At 71.4% G+C, this 23852-nt stretch carries 16 protein-coding genes; 7 read left to right on the plus strand and 9 right to left on the minus strand.

Annotated features, from left to right (window positions below):
- The first annotated feature begins 104 nt into the window (after nt 1–104).
- Nucleotides 105–851 (plus strand): response regulator transcription factor, encoded by a 747-nt coding sequence (locus AB0B40_RS20365; protein ID WP_345058327.1) that lies wholly within the window; start codon nt 105–107, stop codon nt 849–851.
- A gap of 19 nt (nt 852–870) precedes the next feature.
- Here the strand turns inward: AB0B40_RS20365 and AB0B40_RS20370 are convergent, their stop codons facing one another.
- Nucleotides 871–2046, minus strand: a complete 1176-nt coding sequence (locus AB0B40_RS20370; protein ID WP_362264824.1) for a crosslink repair DNA glycosylase YcaQ family protein — start codon at nt 2044–2046, stop codon at nt 871–873.
- Nucleotides 2047–2266: 220 nt separating this feature from the next.
- Nucleotides 2267–2833 (minus strand): GNAT family N-acetyltransferase, encoded by a 567-nt coding sequence (locus AB0B40_RS20375; protein ID WP_345058323.1) that lies wholly within the window; start codon nt 2831–2833, stop codon nt 2267–2269.
- A gap of 254 nt (nt 2834–3087) precedes the next feature.
- On the opposite strand from AB0B40_RS20375, the gene secA reads away from it, so the two are divergent.
- Nucleotides 3088–5898, plus strand: coding sequence for a preprotein translocase subunit SecA (gene secA, locus AB0B40_RS20380; RefSeq protein WP_345058321.1), 2811 nt, complete (start codon nt 3088–3090; stop codon nt 5896–5898).
- Nucleotides 5899–6031: 133 nt separating this feature from the next.
- On the opposite strand, the gene AB0B40_RS20385 is transcribed toward secA, so the two are convergent.
- Nucleotides 6032–6553: an Rv3235 family protein gene (locus AB0B40_RS20385; protein ID WP_362264827.1), complete on the minus strand. Its 522-nt coding sequence runs from the start codon at nt 6551–6553 to the stop codon at nt 6032–6034.
- A 332-nt stretch (nt 6554–6885) separates the two neighbouring features.
- On the opposite strand from AB0B40_RS20385, the gene AB0B40_RS20390 reads away from it, so the two are divergent.
- Complete coding sequence (locus tag AB0B40_RS20390; RefSeq protein ID WP_345058317.1) at nt 6886–7398, plus strand: hypothetical protein; 513 nt, start codon at nt 6886–6888, stop codon at nt 7396–7398.
- Between the two features lie 55 nt (nt 7399–7453).
- The gene (locus AB0B40_RS20395; protein ID WP_345058315.1) at nt 7454–8122 is read left to right on the plus strand and encodes an HAD family hydrolase; all 669 of its coding nucleotides are present in this window, start codon (nt 7454–7456) and stop codon (nt 8120–8122) included.
- A 30-nt stretch (nt 8123–8152) separates the two neighbouring features.
- On the opposite strand, the gene AB0B40_RS20400 is transcribed toward AB0B40_RS20395, so the two are convergent.
- Complete coding sequence (locus tag AB0B40_RS20400; protein WP_345058313.1) at nt 8153–8719, minus strand: DJ-1/PfpI family protein; 567 nt, start codon at nt 8717–8719, stop codon at nt 8153–8155.
- A 644-nt stretch (nt 8720–9363) separates the two neighbouring features.
- On the opposite strand from AB0B40_RS20400, the gene AB0B40_RS20405 reads away from it, so the two are divergent.
- Both AB0B40_RS20405 and AB0B40_RS20410 read left to right on the plus strand, forming a co-directional pair.
- Nucleotides 9364–14307 (plus strand): NAD-glutamate dehydrogenase, encoded by a 4944-nt coding sequence (locus tag AB0B40_RS20405; RefSeq protein WP_345058311.1) that lies wholly within the window; start codon nt 9364–9366, stop codon nt 14305–14307.
- 128 nt (nt 14308–14435) lie between these two features.
- Nucleotides 14436–15905, plus strand: coding sequence for a hypothetical protein (locus AB0B40_RS20410; protein ID WP_345058349.1), 1470 nt, complete (start codon nt 14436–14438; stop codon nt 15903–15905).
- A gap of 364 nt (nt 15906–16269) precedes the next feature.
- On the opposite strand, the gene AB0B40_RS20415 is transcribed toward AB0B40_RS20410, so the two are convergent.
- From AB0B40_RS20415 to AB0B40_RS20430, 4 genes are all read right to left on the minus strand, one after another.
- Nucleotides 16270–17916 (minus strand): glycosyltransferase family 2 protein, encoded by a 1647-nt coding sequence (locus AB0B40_RS20415; protein WP_345058309.1) that lies wholly within the window; start codon nt 17914–17916, stop codon nt 16270–16272.
- A complete protein-coding gene (locus AB0B40_RS20420) occupies nt 17913–20135 on the minus strand; it encodes a CDP-glycerol glycerophosphotransferase family protein (protein ID WP_345058307.1) in 2223 nt (740 codons plus the stop codon). Before AB0B40_RS20420 ends, AB0B40_RS20415 begins: the two co-directional genes overlap by 4 nt.
- Before the next feature lie 120 nt (nt 20136–20255).
- Nucleotides 20256–21152 carry an ABC transporter ATP-binding protein gene (locus tag AB0B40_RS20425; RefSeq protein ID WP_362264830.1) on the minus strand — a complete coding sequence of 299 codons (897 nt, stop codon included), beginning with the start codon at nt 21150–21152 and terminating at the stop codon, nt 20256–20258.
- Entirely contained in the window at nt 21145–22059 is a 915-nt protein-coding gene (locus tag AB0B40_RS20430; RefSeq protein ID WP_345058303.1) for an ABC transporter permease, read from the minus strand. Before AB0B40_RS20430 ends, AB0B40_RS20425 begins: the two co-directional genes overlap by 8 nt.
- Nucleotides 22060–22261: 202 nt before the next feature.
- Here AB0B40_RS20430 and AB0B40_RS20435 point away from each other — a divergent pair, with 202 nt between their 5' ends.
- Entirely contained in the window at nt 22262–22900 is a 639-nt protein-coding gene (locus AB0B40_RS20435; protein ID WP_345058301.1) for a TetR/AcrR family transcriptional regulator, read from the plus strand.
- On the opposite strand, the gene AB0B40_RS20440 is transcribed toward AB0B40_RS20435, so the two are convergent.
- Nucleotides 22887–23840, minus strand: coding sequence for an ADP-ribosylglycohydrolase family protein (locus AB0B40_RS20440; protein WP_362264832.1), 954 nt, complete (start codon nt 23838–23840; stop codon nt 22887–22889). The two genes, AB0B40_RS20435 and AB0B40_RS20440, sit on opposite strands and share 14 nt — an antisense overlap.
- Between the last annotated feature and the right edge of the window lie 12 nt (nt 23841–23852).

Below are 23852 nucleotides of genomic sequence, written 5' to 3' on the forward strand. Positions count from 1 at the left end.
CGTCCAGGCATGGAATCATGGCCGCACCGGCCCAACCGGTGGGCCGCTGCCTTGGGTTGGCGATGGCACAGAACCACAGGCCACAGCCTTCAGGGGGAGGAACGATGGCGGACACCTTCGGACCGATGCGGGACGGGGAGGCCGGCGACGATGTCATCGGCATGGGCCCGGACGCGGGCGCCTCACGCAGGGAGCCGATCAGAGTCCTGGTCGTGGACGACCACGCCCTCTTCCGGCGCGGCCTGGAGATCGTGCTCGCGGCCGAGGAGGACATCCAGGTCGTCGGTGAGGCGGGCGACGGGGCCGAGGCCGTCGACAAGGCCGCCGACCTGCTCCCCGACATCGTGCTGATGGACGTGCGCATGCCCAAGCGCGGCGGGATCGAGGCCTGCACCTCCATCAAGGAGGTCGCCCCCAGCGCGAAGATCATCATGCTGACGATCAGCGACGAGGAGGCCGACCTCTACGACGCGATCAAGGCGGGCGCGACCGGGTACCTCCTCAAGGAGATCTCGACCGACGAGGTGGCCACCGCCATTCGCGCGGTGGCCGACGGGCAGTCACAGATCAGCCCGTCGATGGCGTCCAAACTCCTCACCGAGTTCAAGTCGATGATCCAGCGCACCGACGAGCGCCGGCTGGTGCCCGCGCCCCGGCTGACCGACCGGGAGCTGGAGGTCCTCAAACTCGTCGCCACGGGCATGAACAACCGGGACATCGCCAAGGAACTGTTCATCTCCGAGAACACCGTGAAGAACCACGTCCGCAACATCCTGGAGAAACTGCAGCTGCACTCCCGGATGGAAGCCGTGGTCTACGCGATGCGGGAGAAGATCCTGGAGATCCGCTAGCGCCCGCGCCCGTCACGGTCTACCCGAGGAGGCCGGCGAGTTCCCTGGTGAGGGCCTCGCGCAGTCCGGGTGCGTCCGTGCGCTCGACGCGGACGTCCGTGCAGTTCACCCATGACGCCGCCTCCACCAACGCCTGGGCGACCGCCGGGACCGCCTTCGGACCGTCCAGGGTGACCTGCCTGGCCACCAGTGTGCGGCCCTCGCGCGCCGGGTCGACCCGACCGACCAGCCGGCCACCGGCGAGCACCGGCATCGCGAAGTAGCCGTGGACCCGCTTGGGCTTGGGGACGTACGCCTCCAGCCGGTGGGTGAAGCCGAAGATCCGCTCCGTGCGCGCCCGCTCCCAGATCAGGGAGTCGAAGGGCGACAGCAGCGTGGTGCGGTGCCGGCCGCGCGGCGGCGTCGCCAGCGCGACCGGGTCGGCCCAGGCCGGCTTGGACCAGCCCTCGACCTCGACCGGCACCAGTCCCGAATCCGCGATCACCGCGTCGACCTGCTCGCCCTTGAGGCGGTGGTAGTCGGCGATGTCGGCGCGCGTGCCGACGCCGAGCGACTCGCCCGCCAGCCGGACCAGACGGCGCAGGCACTCGGCGTCGTCCAGCTCGTCGTGCAGCAGCGCGGCCGGGACGGCGCGCTCGGCAAGGTCGTACACCCGCTTCCAGCCGCGCCGCTCCACGCACACCACCTCGCCGTACATCAGCGCCCGCTCCACGGCGACCTTCGTGCCCGACCAGTCCCACCAGTCGCTCGTCCTCTTCGCGCCGCCCAGTTCCGTGGCGGTCAGCGGGCCCTCGGTGCGCAGCTGCTTGATGACCTGCTCGTAGGCGCCCTCGGGGAGTTCGTGGTGCCAGTGCGGGCGGTCGCGGTAGGCGCGGCGCCGGAAGGCGAAGTGCGGCCACTCCTCGATGGGCAGGATGCAGGCCGCGTGCGACCAGTACTCGAAGGAGTGCGTGTCCGTCCAGTACGCGGCCTGCACGGCCTCGCGGCCGACCGCGCCCAGCCTGGCGTACGGCACGAGCTCGTGGGAACGGGCGAGGACCGAGATCGTGTCGAGCTGGACCGCGCCGAGGTGGCGCAGCACCCCTCGGACACCCGCGCGCCGGTCGGGCGCGCCGAGGAGGCCCTGGGCCCGCAGCGCGATGCGGCGGGCGTCGTCCGCGGTGAGGGTGGTGGCGGGGCGCGGAAGGGTCGTCATGCGTCGGACGATAGAGGGTGCCACTGACAGTGCCACCGACAGCCCGCGACGAGCTTCGCCTTCGCGGCAGGACGAGCTGCGCCTTCGCGGCAGGACGAGCTGCGCCTTCGCGGCAGGACGGGCTGCGCCTTCGCGGCAGGACGGGCTGCGCCTTCGCGGCAGGACGGGCTGCGTCCTCACAACAGAGAGACGAGGGCCGCTCTCTTCCGCGCAGCGGGCGTCAGGCGCGTGCGGGCAGGTACGGGGCAGTGGAGGGCAGGCTCAGGTCCGAGGGGAGCAGGGAGCCGACCCAGCAGTCCCGGCGCACCCCCTTGTTGTTGATGCCGGAGCGCAGGGTGCCCTCGACGGTGAAGCCCGCGCGTTCGGCCACCGCGCGGGAGGCGTGGTTGCCGACCTCGGCCCGCCATTCGACCCGGTCGACGCCGACCTCGGTGAAGATCCACCGGCAGGCGGTGAGCGTGGCCTCCACGACGTACCCGCGGCCGCGGTGCTCCTTGGCCGTCCAGAAGCCGACCTCGGCCGTGCCCAGCGAGCGCATGGTGAGGGCGAGCATGGCGACCAGCTCCCCGCCCGCGAAGACGCCGAAGGTGAACATCGACCCCTGCGACCATCCCTCGGGGACGAGCTGCTCCGTGAAGCTGATCGCATGCTCGGGGAGATAGGGCGAGGGGACCGTGGTCCAGCGCTGGATGTCGGGGTCCTGCACGGCCTCGTACACCGCGTCGGTGTCGCCGGGGCCGACCGGGCGCAGCAGGAGACGGTCCGTGGTGAGCGTGACGGGTTCCATCGCCCGATTCTGCTCGGACGGCCCGCCCGGGGCCATGCCTTTTCGCGATGAGTGAGCGGGTGATCACATTTCGCTCAATTCCTCGCGCCGATGCGGCACCATCCGGCTTCCCGGCCCGTTGTCCCGGGTGAAGCAGCCGTCGGGCCGCCAGGCCCTCCCGGCGCGGCCGGGTCCTCGCATACGATGGCCGTTGCTCAGTACGTCACATGGAAAACCGACCGTCCCAGGCCCGACCGGCAAGGAGACCAGCCCCCGTGTCCGTCCTCTCGAAGATCATGCGTGCAGGCGAAGGCAAGATCCTGCGCAAGCTGCACCGCATCGCGGACCAGGTCAACTCCATCGAAGAGGACTTCGTCGACCTCTCCGACGCCGAGCTGCGGGCCCTCACCGATGAGTACAAGCAGCGGTACGCCGATGGTGAGAGCCTGGACGACCTGCTCCCCGAGGCCTTCGCCACCGTGCGCGAGGCCGCCAAGCGCGTCCTCGGCCAGCGTCACTACGACGTGCAGATGATGGGCGGCGCCGCGCTCCACCTCGGCTACGTGGCCGAGATGAAGACCGGTGAGGGCAAGACCCTCGTCGGCACCCTGCCCGCGTATCTGAACGCCCTGTCCGGCGACGGCGTCCACATCGTCACGGTCAACGACTACCTGGCCGAGCGCGACTCCGAGATGATGGGCCGCGTCCACAAGTTCCTGGGCCTGGAGGTCGGCTGCATCCTCGCCAGCATGACCCCGGCCCAGCGCCGCGAGCAGTACGCGTGCGACATCACCTACGGCACGAACAACGAGTTCGGCTTCGACTACCTGCGCGACAACATGGCGTGGTCGAAGGACGAGCTGGTGCAGCGCGGCCACAACTTCGCCATCGTCGACGAGGTCGACTCCATCCTCATCGACGAGGCCCGTACGCCGCTGATCATCTCCGGGCCCGCCGACCAGGCCACCAAGTGGTACGGCGACTTCGCCAAGCTGGTCACGCGCCTCAAGCGCGGCGAGGCCGGCAACCCGCTCAAGGGCGTCGAGGAGACCGGCGACTACGACGTCGACGAGAAGAAGCGCACGGTCGCCATCCACGAGTCCGGCGTCAGCAAGGTCGAGGACTGGCTGGGCATCGACAACCTCTACGAGTCGGTGAACACCCCCCTCGTGGGTTACCTGAACAACGCGATCAAGGCCAAGGAGCTGTTCAAGCGCGACAAGGACTACGTCGTCATCGACGGCGAAGTCATGATCGTCGACGAGCACACCGGCCGTATCCTCGCCGGCCGCCGCTACAACGAGGGCATGCACCAGGCGATCGAGGCGAAGGAAGGGGTGGACATCAAGGACGAGAACCAGACGCTCGCCACGATCACCCTGCAGAACTTCTTCCGCCTCTACAACAAGCTCTCCGGCATGACCGGTACGGCGATGACCGAGGCCGCCGAGTTCCACCAGATCTACAAGCTCGGCGTGGTCCCCATCCCGACGAACAGGCCGATGGTCCGCAACGACCAGTCGGACCTGATCTACCGCACCGAGGTGGCCAAGTTCGAGGCGGTCGTCGACGACATCGCCGAGAAGCACGAGAAGGGCCAGCCGATCCTCGTCGGCACGACCTCCGTCGAGAAGTCGGAGTACCTCTCGCAGCAGCTCAGCAAGCGCGGCATCCAGCACGAGGTGCTGAACGCCAAGCACCACGAGCGTGAGGCGTCGATCGTCGCGCAGGCCGGCCGCAAGGGCGCTGTGACCGTGGCCACCAACATGGCCGGCCGTGGTACGGACATCAAGCTCGGCGGCAACCCCGACGACCTCGCCGAGGCCGAGCTGCGCCAGCGCGGCCTCGACCCCGAGGAGCACATCGAGGAGTGGGCCGCGGCCCTGCCCGCCGCCCTGGAGAAGGCCGAGCAGGCGGTCAAGGCCGAGTTCGAGGAGGTCAAGGAGCTCGGCGGCCTCTACGTCCTCGGCACCGAGCGGCACGAGTCGCGGCGCATCGACAACCAGCTGCGCGGCCGTTCCGGCCGTCAGGGCGACCCGGGCGAGTCCCGCTTCTACCTCTCCCTCGGCGACGACCTGATGCGGCTGTTCAAGGCCCAGATGGTCGAGCGCGTGATGTCCATGGCCAACGTGCCGGACGACGTGCCGATCGAGAACAAGATGGTCACGCGCGCGATCGCGTCCGCGCAGGGCCAGGTGGAGACGCAGAACTTCGAGACCCGCAAGAACGTCCTGAAGTACGACGAGGTGCTCAACCGGCAGCGCGAGGTCATCTACGGCGAGCGCCGCCGCGTCCTGGAGGGCGAGGACCTGCACGAGCAGGTGCAGCACTTCATGGACGACACGATCGACGCGTACATCCACGCCGAGACCTCCGAGGGATTCCCCGAGGACTGGGACCTGGACCGGCTGTGGGGCGCCTTCAGGCAGCTCTACCCGGTGAAGGTCACCGTCGAGGAGCTGGAGGAGGCGGCCGGCGACCGGGCCGGTCTGACCGCCGAGTTCATCTCGGAGTCCATCAAGGAGGACATCCACCAGCAGTACGAGGCCCGTGAGGCCCAGCTCGGCTCCGAGATCATGCGTGAGCTGGAGCGCCGGGTCGTGCTGTCGGTCCTGGACCGCAAGTGGCGCGAGCACCTCTACGAGATGGACTACCTCCAGGAGGGCATCGGCCTGCGCGCGATGGCGCAGAAGGACCCGCTGGTGGAGTACCAGCGCGAGGGCTTCGACATGTTCACCGCGATGATGGACGGCATCAAGGAGGAGTCCGTCGGCTACCTGTTCAACCTGGAGGTCCAGGTCGAGCAGCAGGTCGAGGAGGTCCCGGTCGAGGAGGCCCAGCCGGTCGGCGAGGGCGTGCAGGACACGGTGCCGGCGCAGGCGGGCGCGCGTCCGGAGATCCGCGCGAAGGGGCTGGACGTTCCGCAGCGACGGGATCTGCACTTCTCCGCACCGTCGGTGGACGGTGAGGGCGGCATCGTCGAGCGGGACCTGGAGGACGAGGAGCCGGTGCGCTCCGAGTCGGACGGTCTGACGCGGGCGGAGCGGCGTCGGCAGGCCAAGGGCGGGCGGCGCCGCAAGAAGTAGGCGCCGCAGGCGGTTTCCGCAGGGCCGGGCCCCCTTCCGGGGGCCCGGCCCTGCGTGTTCGCCGTCGGGTGGGCTTCGCGGGGCTGCGCGACCGCCCAGACCGCCCACGGCAAGGCAGCGGGTGTCCCCCCGGCTACGTCGTGCCCGTTTCCACCGCCGTGCAGCGCCAGCGGAGGTCCTTGCCCAGTTCGAGGCGGAATGCCATGGCCCGCAGCCGGTCTCCGGCGGCGATACGGGCGAAGACCTCCAGGGCGCCTTCGCTGGGGACGTAGTAGCCGATGTCGTGGACGACCGGGCGGGTGCCGTGGGTCCGCAGCGGGCTGCGTTCCGCCAGGCGTGCCAGGTCGTCGTAGGCGCGGCCCGCGGTGTGCCGGAGCATCCAGTGGACGGGGCGCCGGCCGCTCAGGACGGCCAGCAGACGGTCCGCGAAGAGGTCGGTCGGGCGAGGCTGCCGTACGGCCGTCGCGGGCGCTGTGCGGGTCCTCTCCGGCGCTGTGCGGCTCTTCTCGGGCGCTGCGAGGGTCCTCTCGGAGTGTGTGGCCGCCGGGCGGCTGGGCGTGCGGGGCGGCGCGCCGCCGGGGCGGCGGGAGTCCCGGCGGGTCGGCGGACGGTGCCGCGGGCGGGTCCGGATGGTGCGGCTCATGACCTTGTTCATGGGAGTCCCCGTTCGGCGGGCCCGGGAATACCGGGCGGTAACTCGCTGGTGGGGATCTTGTACGGGCCGCGGGAGGGGCTGGCAAGGAACGGACCGCGGCCGGGGCACGGCCCGCGATGTTCACCTATCAGTGGGACACCGGAGCCTCCGGGCCCCCTGGGCAGGCCGCGGGACAGGGTGAACCGCGGGACCGGAGTGGACGCCTCCACGGGGCCGGGCGGGGGCCCGAAAGGGGACGGCCGCACGTATCCTGAAGGCCCTCCGGCGGGAGACGCGCCAGCCGCTCTCCCCGGAGCCCCAGCGGAGCCTTTGACCAGGAAAGAGCGGCCAGTATGCGCGTCTACGTCCCTCTCACCCTCCCCGCTCTCGCCGAGGCGCACAGGACGGGCGAGCTGGGGAGCGGCCCGTTCGTCGCGTACGCCGTCACGCCCGCCCTGCGCGAGTGGTACCTCTCCGAGGACATCGAGGAGCTGGAGTACGCGGCGCTCAGCCGGGCCGCGCTGGCTTCGCTGCGGCTGCTGGCGGCGGACCCGGGGGCGGTGCGGCGCCGGGCCGTGGTCGCCGTGGACGTGCCCGACGGCGCCGCGAGCGTCGACCCGGACCGCGGTCTCGAACCGTCCGCCCTCGGCGAGGTGACCGTGACGGTGTCGGTGCCGCTCGCCAAGGCGGCCTCCGTGCACGTCGACGCCGAGGACGCGGAGCCGGACGTGACCGCCGCGGCGGACGCGCTCGGGGCGGCGGACGGCGGGGACGACGACGCGCAGTTCGTCGTCGACGGGGCGGACGACCACGAGCTGCTGTGGTTCGCCACGCAGGAGATCCCCAACCTGGTCGGCCGGGGCTGACCCCGGGCCGCCCGCACGGCGCTGACTGTCAGTGGGGGCGGGTACGGTCTTGGACATGGGGATGCACGGAAAGGCGCACATCGTCTGGGACTGGAACGGGACGCTGTTCCACGACAACGACGCCATCATCGGGGCGACGAACGCGGCCTTCGCCGAGCTGGGGCTCGCACCGATCACGCTGGAGCAGTACCGGTCGCTGTACTGCGTGCCGGTGCCGAAGTTCTACGAGCGCCTGCTCGGCCGGCTGCCGACCGACGTCGAGTGGGAGCTGATGGACGGGGTCTTCCACCGGCACTACACCGAGCACCGGGTGCGGTGCCGGCTCACGCAGGGGGCGGAGGAACTGCTCGCGGGGTGGCGGTCGGCGGGACACAGCCAGTCGCTGCTGAGCATGTACGGGCACGAGGAGCTGGTGCCGCTGGTCCGGGGCTTCGGCATCGAGGCGCACTTCATACGTGTCGACGGGCGCACCGGGCCGTCCGGCGGCAGCAAGGCCGAGCACATGGTGCGGCATCTGCAGGCGCTGGCGGGGCTGGTGGAGCCGGCGCGGACGGTGGTGATCGGGGACGCGGCGGACGACGCGCTCGCCGCGCTGCACGTGGGGGCCCGGGCCGTGCTGTACACCGGCGGTTCGCACAGCCGGGCCAGTCTGGAGAACGCGGGCGTGCCGGTGGTGGACACGTTGACCGAGGCCGTGGCGGAGGCTCGCCGCATAGCCGCATAGCCGCATAGCCGAGCCCCCGGCGGGGCGCGGTCAGTCCACCGGTGCCTCGGAGCGCAGCACGTTGATGAACTCCCGCATCCACGCCGGATGGTCCGGCCACGCCCGGGCCGAGACCAGGGTTCCGTCGACGACCGTCTCGGCGTCCTGGAAGCCCGCCCCGGCCGCCTGCATGTCCGGCTCCAGCGCGGGATAGGCCGTGACCCGGCGCCCCCGCAGCGAGTCGATGGCGGCGGTGAGCAGCGGGCCGTGGCAGATCTGGGCGACGGGCTTGTCCGCGTCGAAGAACGCCTTGAGGATCTTGCGCAGCTCGGGATCGTTGCGCAGGTACTCGGGGGCCCGGCCGCCGGGGATGACCAGCGCCGCGTACGCACCCGGGTCGACCTCGGCGAAGGCCAGGTCGGCGGGCCAGGTGTAGCCGGGCTTCTCGGTGTAGGTGTCGTAGCCGGGTTCGAAGTCGTGGACGACGAAGCGGAGCGTCTTGCGGGTGGGGGCCGCGATGTGGACCTCGTAGCCCTCCTCGCGCAGCCGCTGGTACGGGTAGAGGACCTCCAGGGACTCCGCTGCGTCGCCGGTGACGATGAGGATCTTCGTGGGCATGTCGGCTCCTCGGGGCAGACTCCGGGCTCTGCGGACAGGACGCTGGGCCGTGCGGGTGGGACGCTGGGCCGTGTGCCGTGACGCCGAGGGCGCGCGGATGGCACGTGCGGGCACCGTGCCCCGGCCGGGCGCGCCTGCCAAGAGGGCCCGGTGGTTTTCAGAGTGCGTCCGGGGGCGCGCGGGCGCGACCGGATACGTCAGGGACCCCCGGCCCGCCGCTGTGCAGAACGTCAAACTTCACCCCTTGGTTTTGTACACATACGGCTCATGACGGACCCGGGGTGCGGGGCGATAGCCTTGTGGCGTGATCAGCGCGATATCTCGCGGGGGCGATGCCGCTCCTGCCCTGCGCCCGGGTTGCACGGAACACCTCCGTGACCGGGCGGCGGTCGCTGGTCTTCGCGGGCGGGGCGGGGGCGCGGAAGCCCCCGGGGCGCCGAGGACGGTCGGGGTCGCGGCGGTGCGGAGAGCAGCGTCACACCCGACGGACGTCCCGACAATGGCCGAATTCCCCCCGCTCATCTCTCCTCGCGGCATACCGTCGGAACCGACCGGACACCCCGGGCCGTGGCGTTGTGTCGCAAGGGAAGAGACCGTACTTCCTTCTACGTCACGCAACGGCGCGCGACAGGAGCCAGAGGACAATGCAGACCAAGCTGGACGAAGCCAAGGCCGAGCTGCTCGAGAGGGCCGCCCGGGTAGCTGAGAACAGCCCGGTCGGGGGGCACCTACCGACCGGGACGACGAGCGAGGGCACCTCCGGCACCCCGGACAACGAATCGGTGCTCGCGTTCCTCCAGCGCTACTACCTGCACACCGCCCCGGAAGACCTCGCCGACCGCGACCCGGTCGACGCCTTCGGCGCCGCGGTCTCGCACTACCGTCTCGCCGAGATCCGCCCCCAGGGCACCGCGAACGTCCGGGTGTACACGCCGACCGTGGAAGAGAACGGGTGGACCTGCAGCCACACCGTCGTGGAGGTCGTCACCGACGACATGCCCTTCCTCGTCGACTCCGTGACCAACGAGCTGACCCGGCAGGGGCGTGGCATCCACGTCGTCATCCACCCGCAGTTCGTCGTCCGGCGTGATCTCACCGGCAAGCTGATCGAGGTGCTGCCGACCCCGCCCACCGGCGACCTCCCGCACGACGCGCACGTCGAGTCCTGGATCCACGTGGAGATCGACCGGGAGACCGACCGCGCCGATCTGAAGCAGATCACCGCCGACCTGCTGCGCGTCCTGTCCGACGTCCGGGAGGCCGTCGAGGACTGGGAGAAGATGCGGGAGGCGGCGAGCCGGATCGCCGACGGCCTGGAGAGCGAGCCCGTCCCCGCCGACATGCCCCGGCCCGAGGTCGCGGAGGCGCGCGAGCTGCTGCACTGGCTGTCCTCGGACCACTTCACCTTCCTCGGCTTCCGCGAGTACCAGCTGCGCGACGACGACACGCTCGCCGCCGTGCCCGGCACCGGTCTGGGCATACTGCGCTCGGACCCGCACCACGCCGAGGACGACCAGCACCCGGTCAGCCCCTCCTTCGAACGCCTCCCGGCCGACGCCCGGGCCAAGGCGCGCGAGCACAAGCTGCTCGTGCTGACCAAGGCCAACAGCCGGGCCACCGTGCACCGGCCGTCGTACCTGGACTACATCGGCGTCAAGAAGTTCGACGCGGACGGCAACGTCATCGGTGAGCGCCGTTTCCTCGGCCTGTTCTCCTCCGCCGCCTACACCGAGTCCGTCCGCCGCGTTCCGGTCATCCGCCGCAAGGTCGACGAGGTCCTGAAACTGGCCGGGTTCTCGCCCAACAGCCACGACGGCCGCGACCTGCTCCAGATCATGGAGACCTACCCGCGCGACGAGCTGTTCCAGACGCCGCCCGCCGAACTGCAGTCGATCGTCACGAGCGTCCTGTACCTCCAGGAGCGCCGCCGGCTGCGGCTGTACCTGCGCCAGGACGAGTACGGCCGCTACTACTCGGCCCTCGTCTACCTCCCGCGCGACCGCTACACCACCGGCGTCCGCCTGCGGATCATCGACATCCTGAAGGAGGAGCTCGGCGGCACCAGCGTCGACTTCACCGCCTGGAACACCGAGTCGATCCTGTCCCGGCTGCACTTCGTCGTCCGGGTCCCGCAGGGCACCGAGCTGCCCGAGCTGTCGGACGCCGACAAGGAGCGCATCGAGGCGCGCCTGGTGGAGGCGGCCCGCTCCTGGGCCGACGCGTTCGCCGAGGCGCTGACCGCCGAGTGCGGCGAGGAGCGCGCGGCCGAGGTGCTGCGCCGCTACAGCCAGGCCTTCCCCGAGGGCTACAAGGCCGATCACAGCCCGCGGGCCGCGGTCGCCGACCTGGTCCACCTGGAACAGCTCAGCGAGGACAAGGCCTTCTCGCTGAGCCTGTACGAGCCGGTGGGCGCCGCGCCCGAGGAGCGCCGCTTCAAGATCTACCAGAAGGGCGGCACCGTCTCCCTCTCCAAGGTGCTGCCCGTGCTGAGCCGCCTCGGCGTCGAGGTGACGGACGAGCGGCCCTACGAGCTGCGCTGCGCGGACCGCACCACCGCCTGGATCTACGACTTCGGTCTGCGCATGCCGAAGTCGCTCGGCGGCGGAAACGGCGACTACCTGGGCGACGACGGCCGTGAGCGGTTCCAGGAGGCGTTCGCCGCGACCTGGACCGGCAAGGCCGAGAACGACGGCTTCAACGCCCTCGTGCTCAGTGCCGGGCTGACCTGGCGGCAGGCGATGGTGCTGCGTGCCTACGCCAAGTACCTGCGGCAGGCCGGCTCGACCTTCTCGCAGGACTACATGGAGGACACCCTCCGCAACAACGTCCACACCACCCGGCTCCTCGTCTCCCTGTTCGAGGCGCGGATGTCCCCGGACCGGCAGAAGGCCGGGGTCGAGATCACCGACGCCCTGCTGGAGGAGCTGGACGCGGCCCTGGAGCAGGTGGCCAGCCTGGACGAGGACCGCATCCTGCGGTCGTTCCTGACCGTCATCAAGGCGACCCTGCGCACGAACTTCTTCCAGGAGACGCGCGGCGGCACGCCGCACGCCTACGTCTCCATGAAGTTCGACCCGCAGGCCATCCCGGACCTGCCCGCGCCGCGCCCGGCGTACGAGATCTGGGTGTACTCGCCGCGTGTGGAGGGCGTGCACCTGCGCTTCGGCAAGGTCGCCCGAGGCGGCCTGCGCTGGTCCGACCGGCGTGAGGACTTCCGTACGGAGATCCTCGGCCTGGTCAAGGCGCAGATGGTGAAGAACACCGTGATCGTGCCGGTCGGCGCCAAGGGCGGCTTCGTCGCCAAGCAGCTGCCGGACCCGAGCGTGGACCGCGACGCCTGGCTGGCCGAGGGCGTCGCCAGCTACAAGACCTTCATCTCGGCGCTGCTCGACATCACGGACAACATGGTGGCCGGCGAGGTCGTGCCGCCGAAGGACGTGGTCCGGCACGACGGCGACGACACCTACCTGGTGGTCGCCGCCGACAAGGGCACCGCGACCTTCTCGGACATCGCCAACGGGGTCGCCGAGAAGTACAACTTCTGGCTCGGCGACGCCTTCGCCTCCGGCGGCTCGGCCGGCTACGACCACAAGGGCATGGGCATCACCGCGCGCGGCGCCTGGGAGTCCGTGAAGCGGCACTTCCGTGAGCTGGGCGTGGACACGCAGAGCGAGGACTTCACGGTCGTCGGCATCGGTGACATGTCCGGTGACGTGTTCGGCAACGGCATGCTGCTCTCCGAGCACATCCGTCTGGTCGCCGCCTTCGACCACCGGCACATCTTCATCGACCCCACCCCGGACGCGGCCACCTCCTACGCCGAGCGCCGCCGCCTGTTCGAGCTGCCCCGGTCCAGCTGGGCCGACTACAACACCGAGCTGCTGTCGGCGGGCGGCGGGATCTTCCCGCGCAGCGCCAAGTCGATCACGCTCAACAGCCACATCCGCGAGGCCCTCGGCATCGAGGGCAAGGTCGCCAAGATGACCCCGGCCGACCTGATGAAGACGATCCTCAAGGCGCCGGTCGACCTGCTGTGGAACGGCGGCATCGGCACGTACGTGAAGGCGTCCTCGGAGTCGAACGCGGACGTCGGCGACAAGGCCAACGACGCCATCCGCGTCGACGGCGCCGACCTGCGCGTCAAGGTCGTCGGCGAGGGCGGCAACCTGGGTCTCACCCAGCTCGGCCGGATCGAGTTCGCCACGCACGGCGGCAAGATCAACACCGACGCGATCGACAACAGCGCCGGCGTGGACACCTCCGACCACGAGGTGAACATCAAGATCCTGCTGAACGGCCTGGTCACGGACGGCGACATGACCATCAAGCAGCGCAACAAGCTGCTCGCCGAGATGACCGACGAGGTCGGCGCGCTGGTCCTGCGCAACAACTACGCGCAGAACACCGCCCTGGCCAACGCCCTGTTCCAGGCCAAGGACATGCTCCACGCCCAGCAGCGGTTCATCCGCCACCTGGTGCGCGAGGGCCACCTGGACCGGGCGCTGGAGTTCCTGCCGACCGACCGGCAGATCCGCGAGCGCCTCGCCCAGACCCAGGGCCTGACCGGCCCGGAGACGGCCGTGGTCCTGGCGTACACGAAGATCACGGTGGCCGAGGAGCTGCTGCACACCTCGCTGCCGGACGACCCGTACCTGCGCACCCTGCTGCACGCGTACTTCCCGACGGCCCTGCGCGAGCGCTTCGCCGAGGCCATCGACGGCCACCCGCTGCGCCGCGAGATCACCACCACCGTGCTGGTCAACGACACGGTCAACACCGGCGGTACGACGTACCTGCACCGCCTGCGCGAGGAGACCGGGGCCTCCCTGGAGGAGATCGTCCGGGCCCAGACCGCGGCCCGCGCGATCTTCTGCTCGGCCCCGGTGTGGGACGCGGTCGAGGCCCTGGACAACACGGTCGACGCGGGCGTCCAGACCCGTATCCGGCTGCACTCGCGCCGCCTCATCGAGCGCGGCACGCGCTGGCTGCTCAACAACCGGCCGCAGCCGGTCCAGCTCGCCGAGACGGTGGAGTTCTTCGCCGAGCGCGTCGAGCGGGTCTGGCAGGAGCTGCCGAAGCTGCTGCGCGGCGCGGACCTGGAGTGGTACCAGCACGTGTACGACGAGCTGTCCGCGGCCGGTGTCCCGGACGAGCTGGCCACCCGCGTGGCCGGTTTCTCCTCCGCCTTCCCGGCGCTCGACATCGTCTCGGTCGCCGACCGCCTGGGCAAGGAGCCGCTGGACGTCGCCGAGATCTACTACGACCTCGCCGACCGGCTCAACATCACCCAGCTGATGGACCGCATCATCGAGCTGCCCCGCGCCGACCGCTGGCAGTCCATGGCCCGCGCCTCCATCCGCGAGGACCTGTACGCGGCCCACGCGGCGCTCACCGCGGACGTCTTCGCCGCCGGCAACGGCACCTCGACGCCGGAGCAGCGGTTCGAGGCGTGGGAGCGGAAGAACAGCGCGATCCTGGGCCGGGCGCGCACCACCCTGGACGAGATCCGCAGTTCGGACTCCTTCGACCTCGCCAACCTGTCGGTGGCGATGCGCACGATGCGGACGCTGCTGCGCACGCACTCGTAGCCGTACGGCACCAAGGGCGCCCCGGGCACATCAGGGCCCGGGGCGCTTTGCGTGCGCCCGGGCTGTAGGGTCGACGGATCATGCAGACCGTGCCGTCCGAAACCGAACCGAAGCGCCGTACGGCACCGGTGCGCGGCTCCGCGGCCCGCGCCGGCCGGGTGTCGGCGCAGGCCGCCGCCGTGCTCGTCGTCGTGCTGCTGTGCCTCGTCGTCGTCCGCCTGCCGTGGGCGGGCGACCTGGGCATGCACGCGGCCACCGTGCAACGCCTGCGCCACAACCTGGCGCACCCCGGCAACCCGCTGGTCGACGCCGACACACCGAGCCCGTACTACTCACCGTGGATGCTGCTGCTCGGCGTCGTAGCCAAGCTGACGGGCCTGTCGGTGTTCGTGGTCCTGCGCCTGGCGGCGTACGCCGGGCTGGGGCTGCTGGTGACCGGTGTCCTGCGGTACGTCCGTACGCTGAGCACCCATCGTGCCGCCCCCGCCCTGGCGCTGCTGAGCCTGCTCTTCCTCTGGGGGCCGCTGCTGTTCAACTGGAGCGGCTTCCTCGGGCTGAACTCCCTCGCGCTGACGGTGGCGTACCCCAGCGTGGTCGCGCTCGGCCTCGCCTTCCACTTCTGGGCCTGGCTGACGCGGACGCTGCGCGGGCAGGCCGGCTGGGGGGCGTCGCTCGGGCTGGGGGCGCTGTGGGCGCTGATCCTGCTGTGCCACCAGTTCACCGGGGTCGTGGCGTCCCTCGGCGCCCTCGCCACACTGCTCGCGGCCCGGCCGGCCCGGACGGTGCTGCCGCGGCTCGGTGCCGGGCTGGTGCTGGGGCTGCTGGTGCTGTGGCTCTGGCCGTACTACGACTTCTTCGCCCTGTTCTCCGCGGGCGCGGACCTGGAGGCCATCCACCGGCCGCTGTACCAGGACCTGGCCGCGCGGTTCGGGCTGGTACTGCTCGGGGTGGTGGCGCTGGTCCTGCGGTGGCGCCGGGACCGCCGGGACCCGTTGGTCCTCTTCTTCGTCCTCGGCGCGCTGGTGTTCGCGGCGGGAGGCCTGAGCGGGCACTACTCCTGGGGCCGCGCCCTGCCCGCCGCGCTGATCCCGGCGCAGCTCGCGGCCGCGCTGGAGGCCGTGTCGGCGGGACGGCGGGCGGTGCGCAGGGGGTGGGCGTGCGTGCTGCTGGTCGCGCTGGCGGTGGGCGCGTGGACGCAGGTCGGGACGCTCGGGTACGTGCTGGGGCGGGACGCGCTGCCCGGGGCGGTCGCGGAGAAGTACCGGACGCCGTGGGTGGGGTATCAGTGGATCATGCGGGCGGGGGTGCGGTACGGGGACGTGGTGATGGCCCGTACGTTCCCGGCCCGGCAGATCCCCGCGTACGGGCCGTACACCGTGGCGCCCGGCTATCCGGATGTGTTCCTGAAGGACGCGGGACGGCGCGAGGCGGCGGTGGAGCGGTATTTCGCGCCGGGGACGGCGGCGGCGCAGCGGCGGGGCATTCTGCGGGAGTACCGCGTGACGTGGGTCGTGGCGGGCCGGTCGGAGGCGGCGCCGTGGCTCGAGAAGACGGCCGCGGGCCCGGGCGGACAGGTCCTGTACCGCGTGCTGCCCTGACCCGCGAGAGCGCCGCGACGGGCTCGGGAGCGGCGCGAGGCCCCGGAAGGGCCCGGGAAGGGCGAGAGGAGCCCGGAGAGCCCGGGAAGGGCGAGAGGAGCCCCGGAGGGCCCGGGAACGGCGTGAGGGCCCGGGAACGGCGTGAGGGCCCGGGAACGGCGAGAGGGCCCCGGCCCCGGCGAGCCCGGGAAGGGCCGAGAGGGCCCCGGCGAGCCCGGGAAGGGCCGAGAGGGCTGCGGAGGAGCTCGGGAAGGGCCGAGAGGGCTCCGGAGGGCCCGGGAACGGCGTGAGCGGCCACGACGAAGCCGTAGCCGCTCACACACACGCACACGCACCACCACGGCGCTCCGAAGAGCCGCCGCCCTTACCTCAGCACACTCGACACCAGCCGCACGACGTTGCGGACCCGGGGCCGGTCGACCCGGCGGATCATCGGACGGATCACCCGTGCCGTCATCCCCACCGGCTGCCAGCGGATCTGCAGGCGGCCGGGGTTGCGGCCCTCCGGTTCGACGGTGAGCCGGTGGTCGCCGACGCGGACCGTGCGGGTCGGGAAGTCGAGGGGGGCCAGGAGCAGGGCGGCGTTGGACAGGCCCTGCTGGGCCAGGCGGATCACGGGATGGCGTACGCCCTCGAAGCCGTGGACGGGGAGCGAGGCCGTGGCCAGGTCGAGCTGGACGGTGCCTTCGAAGACGCCGGGGCGGACCGGGTCGAGACGGAAGGGGACCGTCATCCGGCGCCTGCCGGGACTCAGGAGCAGGGACGCTCGCTGCGGGCCCACGGGCAGACGCAGACCGGGGTCGTACGTCCGGATCGCGAGGGTCAGAGTCGCTCCCGCGCCGGCGGTGAGGTCCGTGATCTCGTGGCGGAACTGGGCGGTCGGGAAGGGCCGGGTCTCCAGCTCCAGGTCGGACACGTCCAGTTCACGCCGGGCGCGGTCCGAGGCCGGGACGCTGTCGCCCCAGTACGTCGCGCCCGTGTCGTCGGTCGTCACCTGTCGCGGCGACACCCCGTGGCCCAGTCCGCGCGCCGCCACCTGGGCGTCGGCCGTGCGGCCGTCCCGCAGCAGTTCCAGCACCACCCGCTCGGGCCGCGGCAGCCTGTCGTACGCGCCGGGGGACAGCGTGTCCAGGTACGGGATCATGATGTCCGCGAAGGACGCGAGCCACTCCTCGTCCCGGTACGGCAGGTCGCCGGCGTACATCCGGAAGTCGTGCTTGAGGAACTTGTAGTCCTTGTCCTCCCGCAGCGTCGCGTGCCCGCTGCTGACCAGGAAGTCGTCGATCAACCGCTGGACGTGCACCCGGTCGCGGACGTTGGAGATCTTGTGCCGCTGGTTGGAGATGGAGGCGGAGGCCGCGGCGGCGAACGGCTCGATGTACCAGATGTACACCGGGTCCGGGATGATCGTGAACGCCTTCGCCAGGCAGTACGCCTGCGCCGAGAACAGCTGGTCCTCGTAGTGGATGCCCTCGGGGAAGCGGAGCTGGTGGCGGTCGAGGAAGGCGCGGGCGTACATCTTGCTGGTCGACAGGTGCTCGAACAGCAGCCTCGGGTCCGCCTCGATGCCCTCCACGGTGCGGCGTTCGGCGACCACGTGCGGCATCCAGGTCGTGCGGCGCCCGTTGTCCACCCGGACCCGGCGCACCGCGCCCATGGTGAAGTCCACCTCGCGCTCCCGGTGGGCGGCGAGCAGCAGTTCCACCGCGCGCGGCGGCAGTTCGTCGTCGCTGTCCAGGAACATCAGGTACGGCGCCCGGGCGATCTCGATGGCCCGGTTGCGCGGGGCGCTGCAGCCGCCGCTGTTCTCCGGCAGGCGGATGTAGCGGACACGCGGGTCCTGGGCGGCCAACTGCCGGGCGACCGTGGGCGTGTCGTCCGTCGAGTGGTCGTCGCTGATGACGATCTCGATGTTCGCGTGGGTCTGTGCGCGCAGGGATGCCACCGCGCGCGGGAGGCGGGCCGCGTCGTTGTAGACGATGACCGTGACCGTGACGTCGGGGCTGGTCATGCCGAGGCCTCCTCGGGGGTCGGGGCGGGGGTGCGGTCCTCGATCGGGAGGACCGGTGGCAGTGACTCTTCCGGTTCGCCCAGGAACACCCGCCGTACGATCCGTTCGGCGGCGTGTCCGTCGTCGTACTCGCAGAACCGGCGCCGGAACGCGGCCCGGGCCTTGGCCGCGCTCTCGTCGCGCCAGGCGCCGGAGGTGAAGATCTCCGCGAGTTCCTCCTGGGTGCGGGCGACCTGGCCGGGGTGCTCGGCCATGAGGTCGAAGTAGACGCCGCGGGTGGTGCGGTAGGTCTCCCAGTCGTCGGCGTAGATCACGATCGGGCGGTCCAGATTGGCGTAGTCGAACATGATCGACGAGTAGTCCGTGACCAGCGCGTCGGCGGCCAGGCACAGTTCCTCGACGGGGTCGTAGGAGGAGACGTCGATGATCCGGCCGGAGCGGCGCAGGCCGGTCAGCGGGGAGGCGGCGCCGCCGTAGAAGTAGTGGGCGCGCACGAGGAGCACGGTGTTCTCGCCGAGGCGGTCGGCGAGGGCGGCGAGGTCGAGGCGGGGGGTGAAGCCGGCCTCGTAGTCGCGGTGGGTGGGGGCGTACAGGACGGCCGTCCGGCCCGGGGGGATGCCCAGGCGCTCGCGGGCGGCGCGCACCGTCCCGGCGTCGCTGCCGTAGTAGACGTCGTTGCGCGGGTAGCCGTGGTCGAGCGAGGTGTAGCGGGACGGGTAGGCGCGCTCCCACATGCGGGTGGAGTGGCTGTTGGCGCTGACGCTGTAGTCCCACTTGTCGATGCGGGCCAGCAGGGCGGCGAAGTCCAGGCCCTTGGCGGCGGCCGGGTGGTCCATCTGGTCCAGGCCCATGCGTTTGAGCGGGGTTCCGTGGTGGGTCTGGAGGTGGATCGCGTCCGGGCGCTTGACCACACCGTTCGGGAAGTTGACGTTGTTCGTCAGGTACTTGGCGGTGGCCAGGGTCTCCCAGTAGCGGCGGGTGCCGGGGACGACGTGGTCGGTGCCGGGCGGCAGCAGGGCCGTGTTCTGCTTGCTCACCACCCACACCGGGTGGATGTGCGGGGCGAGTTCGGCGAGCTTCGCGGCGATCGCGGCCGGGTTGCAGGACACCCCGCGGTCCCAGTAGGCCGAGAACACGGCGAGGTTCGGGTCCAGCGGGCGGGTCAGGGCGCGGTGGTACTGGTGGTCGCGGACCTTGGCGCCCAGCTCGCGCTTGCGGGTGCGTACGGCCTTGCGGGCGGCGCGGCGGGTGCGGTTGGCGGTCTGGAACGCGCGGTACTTGGCGTACGCGCCCTCCTCCAGCAGCGCGTGCCGTACGCCCTCCAGGCCCGCCGGGCGACGGTGGCCCTCGGGGCGCCAGCGGACCGTGGCCAGGGAGGCGCGGCGGAAGAACTCGCGGGCCACCTGGTCGGGCAGGTCCTCGCGGGCGAAGGTGCGCACCAGGTCGCGCACCATCAGGTCGTACAGCACCGTGTGGGGGGCGCGGCGGTCCCGGGTGAGCGGGAGCAGGGACTCGTACCGGTCGATGAGCGCCAGCCGGTCCTCGGGGGCGCGCGGCGGCAGGCTCTCGGGGCGCAGCACGCGGTGTTCGTACGCCGTCTGGTTCAGGCAGGCGACGCGGCCGGCGTGCAGCAGGGCCGCGTGGGCGGCGCGCGGCTCGTCGTCGGTGGTCAGCTGCTCCTCGTGGGCCTGCCAGAACGCGGTGCGCAGGGCGCGGTTGCCGAGCAGCGGGGTGAGCCGCAGCAGGTCGGCGGCGTCGGCCAGGGGCAGGGCGGCGCGGCCGACGGCGGCGAGGTGGCGGCCGTCGGGGGAGGGGGCGGCCGCGGTCTGCCAGGTGGTGGTGACGTGGTCGAAGAGGAGGACGTCCACGGGGGCGGCGCCGGATTCCGGGGCGCCCGCCTCGTCCAGCTCGGCGGTCCGTTCGGCGATCAGGCGGGGCGCGCCGGCGGGCAGGCCGTCCTTGGCGTGGACGAAGTGCAGCCAGCGGCCGGACGCGCGGGCGGCTCCGGCGGCCCGCGCCGCGGCGTCACCGGTGCCGTCCGGCAGGGGTACGACGATCGTCTCGGGGGCATGGCCCTCGGCCGTCTCCCGGGCCCAGTCCCCGACCGCGGCGACGATGACCTCGGCGTCGGTGCGGGGGTGGGCCGCCAGGGAGTCCAGCAGCTCGGTCAGATGCCCCTGTGCGTTCGGCCCGTAGAGGATCACGCTCAGCTGGGGCATTGCACTGTTCTCCTTGGGATGGACGGCTCCGGGCTTTCCTTTCATAACATACCGTTACTAAGACGATGAAAGGGATGGTCGCCCTGGAGGGTGAGAGGGGGGTGAGGGGCGCGGGGCAGCTCAGGAAGGAAGAGGGATTTTCGGCGCAACCGGTTGCGGGGGGTCCGTCTTCGCGGAGTTCACCTTCGGTGCGGGCTTCTTCGGTGCCGGCTTCTTGTCGCCGGTGAACGCCTCGTACTCCTTCATGACCTCTTCGGTCGGCCCGTCCATGCGCAGCTCGCCACGCTCCAGCCACAGGACCCGCTCGCAGGTGTCGCGGATCGACTTGTTGTTGTGGCTGACGAGGAAGACCGTACCCGCGTGCTGCCGCAGCTCACGGATCCGCGCCTCGGAGCGCTTCTGGAAGGAGCGGTCGCCGGTGGCCAGCGCCTCGTCGATCAGCAGGACGTCGTGGTCCTTGGCCGCGGCGATGGAGAAGCGCAGCCGGGCGGCCATGCCGGAGGAGTAGGTGCGCATCGGCAGGGTGATGAAGTCGCCCTTCTCGTTGATGCCGGAGAAGTCGACGATGTCCTGGTAGCGCTCCTTGATCTGCTCCCGGGTCATGCCCATGGCGAGACCGCCGAGGAAGATGTTCCGCTCGCCCGTGAGGTCGTTCATCAGGGCGGCGTTGACGCCCAGCAGGGACGGCTGGCCGTTGGTGTAGATGTGCCCGCTCTCCACCGGGAGCAGCCCGGCCACGGCCTTGAGCAGCGTCGACTTGCCGGAACCGTTGGTGCCGATGAGTCCGACCGCCTCGCCCTTGTAGGCGATGAACGACACCTTCTTCACCGCGTGCACCTTGCGTACCCCGGCCGCCTTCTCGGTCTGCTTGCGGCGCAGGATGCGGTTGAGGGCGGCGGTGGCGGTGCCACGGCCGGCGCCGGTGCCGTTGACCCGGTAGACGATGTCGACGTCGTCGGCGATGACGGTGGGGATCTTCTCGGTCTGCGTCTTCTCGCTCTGGGTCTGCTCAGCCACGGCCGTACGTCTCCTCAGCCTTCCAGAAGTAGATGAAGCCGCCGATGCCGGCGAGCAGGGCCCACCCGGTGGCAGCCGCCCACACGTGCGGGGGCAGCGCCTTGGCATGGAAGCTGTCGATCAGCGCGAACCGCATCAGGTCGATGTACACGGCGGCGGGGTTGAGCTGGAGCAGGACGGTGACCAGGTGCGGCAGGCCGTCCTTGTTGGTGATCTTGTCGATGCTCCACATCACGCCGGACACGTACATCCAGGTGCGCAGCACGAAGGGCATCAGCTGCGCGATGTCCGGGGTCTTCGCGCCCAGCCGCGCCACGATCATCGACACGCCGGCGTTGAACGTGAACTGGAGCACCAGGGCCGGGAGGGCCAGTACCCAGGAGAAGGCGACCGGCACGCCGAAGCAGAGCAGGATGACGACCAGCGCGGCCATCGAGAACAGCAGCTGCTGGAGCTGCTGGAGCGCGAACGAGATCGGCAGGGCGGCGCGCGGGAAGTGCAGGGCGCGGACCAGGCCGAGGTTGCCGGAGATCGCCCGGGTGCCGGCCATGATCGAGCTCTGCGTGAACGTCCAGATGAACACGCCCGTGACCAGGAAGGGGACGTAGTCCGGCACGTTGTGCTTGGTGCCGAGCAGCACGCCGAAGATGAAGTAGTAGACCGCCGCGTTCAGCAGCGGGGTCATGACCTGCCAGACCTGGCCGAGCTTCGCCTGGCTGTACTGGGCGGTGAGCTTGGCGGTGGCGAAGGCGCTGATGAAGTGGCGCCGGGCCCACAGCTGGTGGACGTACTCCGGCAGGGAGGGGCGGGCGCCGCTGACCGACAGGCCGTGCCGGGCCGCGAGGGCCGAGAGATCGTCGGCGGCCGGGGCCCGGGTGGGGGGCGGTGTGTGGAGAACCTGGCTCACATCCGCTGCTTTCGCTCGGGGGGTGGGGTCCTGCGCCCGGCTCTCGCCGGGGTCGCCGCTGCGTGCCCGTCGTCCGGCGTTTCCTTACGCTTCTCTTCACGTTCTCTTACGTCGGGACGGGACCGTATCGTCGCAACGCGAGAGTAGGCCCAACGGACGTCGGAACGCAACCGTATCGTCGTCACGCCCTATGCTGTGAGGTATGACGACGAACGCCGCCGAGCCCGCCGACGAACCGTCGGCGCGTCCGCGCCGCCGGGTGCCCGCCGGGGCGGCCGTGCTCCGGGAGGACGTGACCGAGGCCATCCGGGCGGCCGTCTTCGAGGAACTGGCGGTCGCCGGTTACGCGCGCATGTCCATCGAGGGGATCGCCCGCCGGGCCGGGGTCGGCAAGACGGCGGTGTACCGGCGCTGGCGTTCCAAGCTCCACCTGGTCCTGGACGTCGTCTCCGCGATGGCCGTGACCGGCTTCCCGGTCCCGGACACGGGCTCCCTGGAGGGCGACCTGCGCCTCCTCTACGAGCTGACGTCCCGTGCCCTGCGCCACCCCGTCGCCTCGCAGATCATCCCCGACCTCCAGGCCGAGGCGGCCCGCAACCCCGACATCGCGGAGGCGTTCCAGAAGGCCCTGCGGGACGGTCAGGAGGGCGTGGCCAGCAGGATCGTGGCGGCGGCCGAGGAGCGGGGCGAGGTCCGGGCGGGCGTCGATCCCGACCTGGCGCTGGACCTCATCTCGGGCCCCCTGTACTGGCGCTCGGTGGTGATCCGCTCCCCGAAACTGCCGAAGGGCTACCTGGAGAGACTGGCGCGGGCCACGGCGGGGGCGCTCAAGGCGCTGTGAGGTTGCCGGCCAGCCGCCGGGCCAGACCGGCCAGCTCCGGCGCGCGCAGCACCCGTCCGCCGAAGCCGGGCAGGGGCACGTGCAGGGCCTCGGTCCACCGCTCCGGTACGGCGCCGAGCCCGTACACCGCTCCGGCCAGCGCCCCGGTGACCGCGGCGACCGTGTCGGTGTCGCCGCCGAGGTCGACGGCCGCCCGGACGGCGTCCTCGTAGCCCGGCGTGGTCCGCACGGCCCACACCGCCGAGCCCAGGCAGGGCCAGACGGCGCCGTTGAACTCGGTCGCCAGGTCCGGGTGCCAGCCGGGGTCGAGGACGGTCGCGTAGCGGTCCCGGTGCTCCGGCCGGAGGGCGGCGAGCGTGTCCGGTACGGCGGTGAGCGGATCGCCTCCGGCCAGCGCGACCCGGATCAGTTCGTGCAGCGCGGCCGTGCCCTCCCAGGCCGCGGGGTCGCCGTGCGTCAGCGCGGAGAGGCGGCGGCCGGCCTCCATCGTGGCCTCGCGGCCCGCTCGCGCGAAGTACACGGCCGACGGGGCCGCCCGCATCAGCGCCCCGTTCCCGGCGGCGCGTCCGCCGGTCCGGAAGTGCAGGTCGGCGGCCGTGTCCCAGGGATCGCCGCTGCCCAGGACCGCCTCCGTCTGCAGCCCGATGTCCTTGGGGTCGGCCGCGGCCCAGCGCTGGAAACGACGGAAGACGTCCGCCGGGTCGAGGCCGCCGCGCTCCAGCAGTGACTCGCCGACCAGGATCGCCATCTGCGTGTCGTCGGTCGCCTCGCCCGGGTCCCAGCCGCCCCCTCCGCACATCTCGCCGCCGTGGCCGGGGCGGGGGAAGCGGGCCGAGTAAGCCCCTTCGGGGCCGAACTCGAACGGCGCGCCGAGGGCGTCACCGACGGCGGACCCGACGAGGGCACCGGCGGCACGGTCGAGCAGTGAGAGCGGAGGCACGCGGCGAGCGTA

The sequence above is a fragment of the Streptomyces sp. NPDC042638 genome (genome assembly GCF_040647235.1).
In the GTDB taxonomy this organism is placed as follows: Bacteria; Actinomycetota; Actinomycetes; order Streptomycetales; family Streptomycetaceae; genus Streptomyces; species Streptomyces rameus.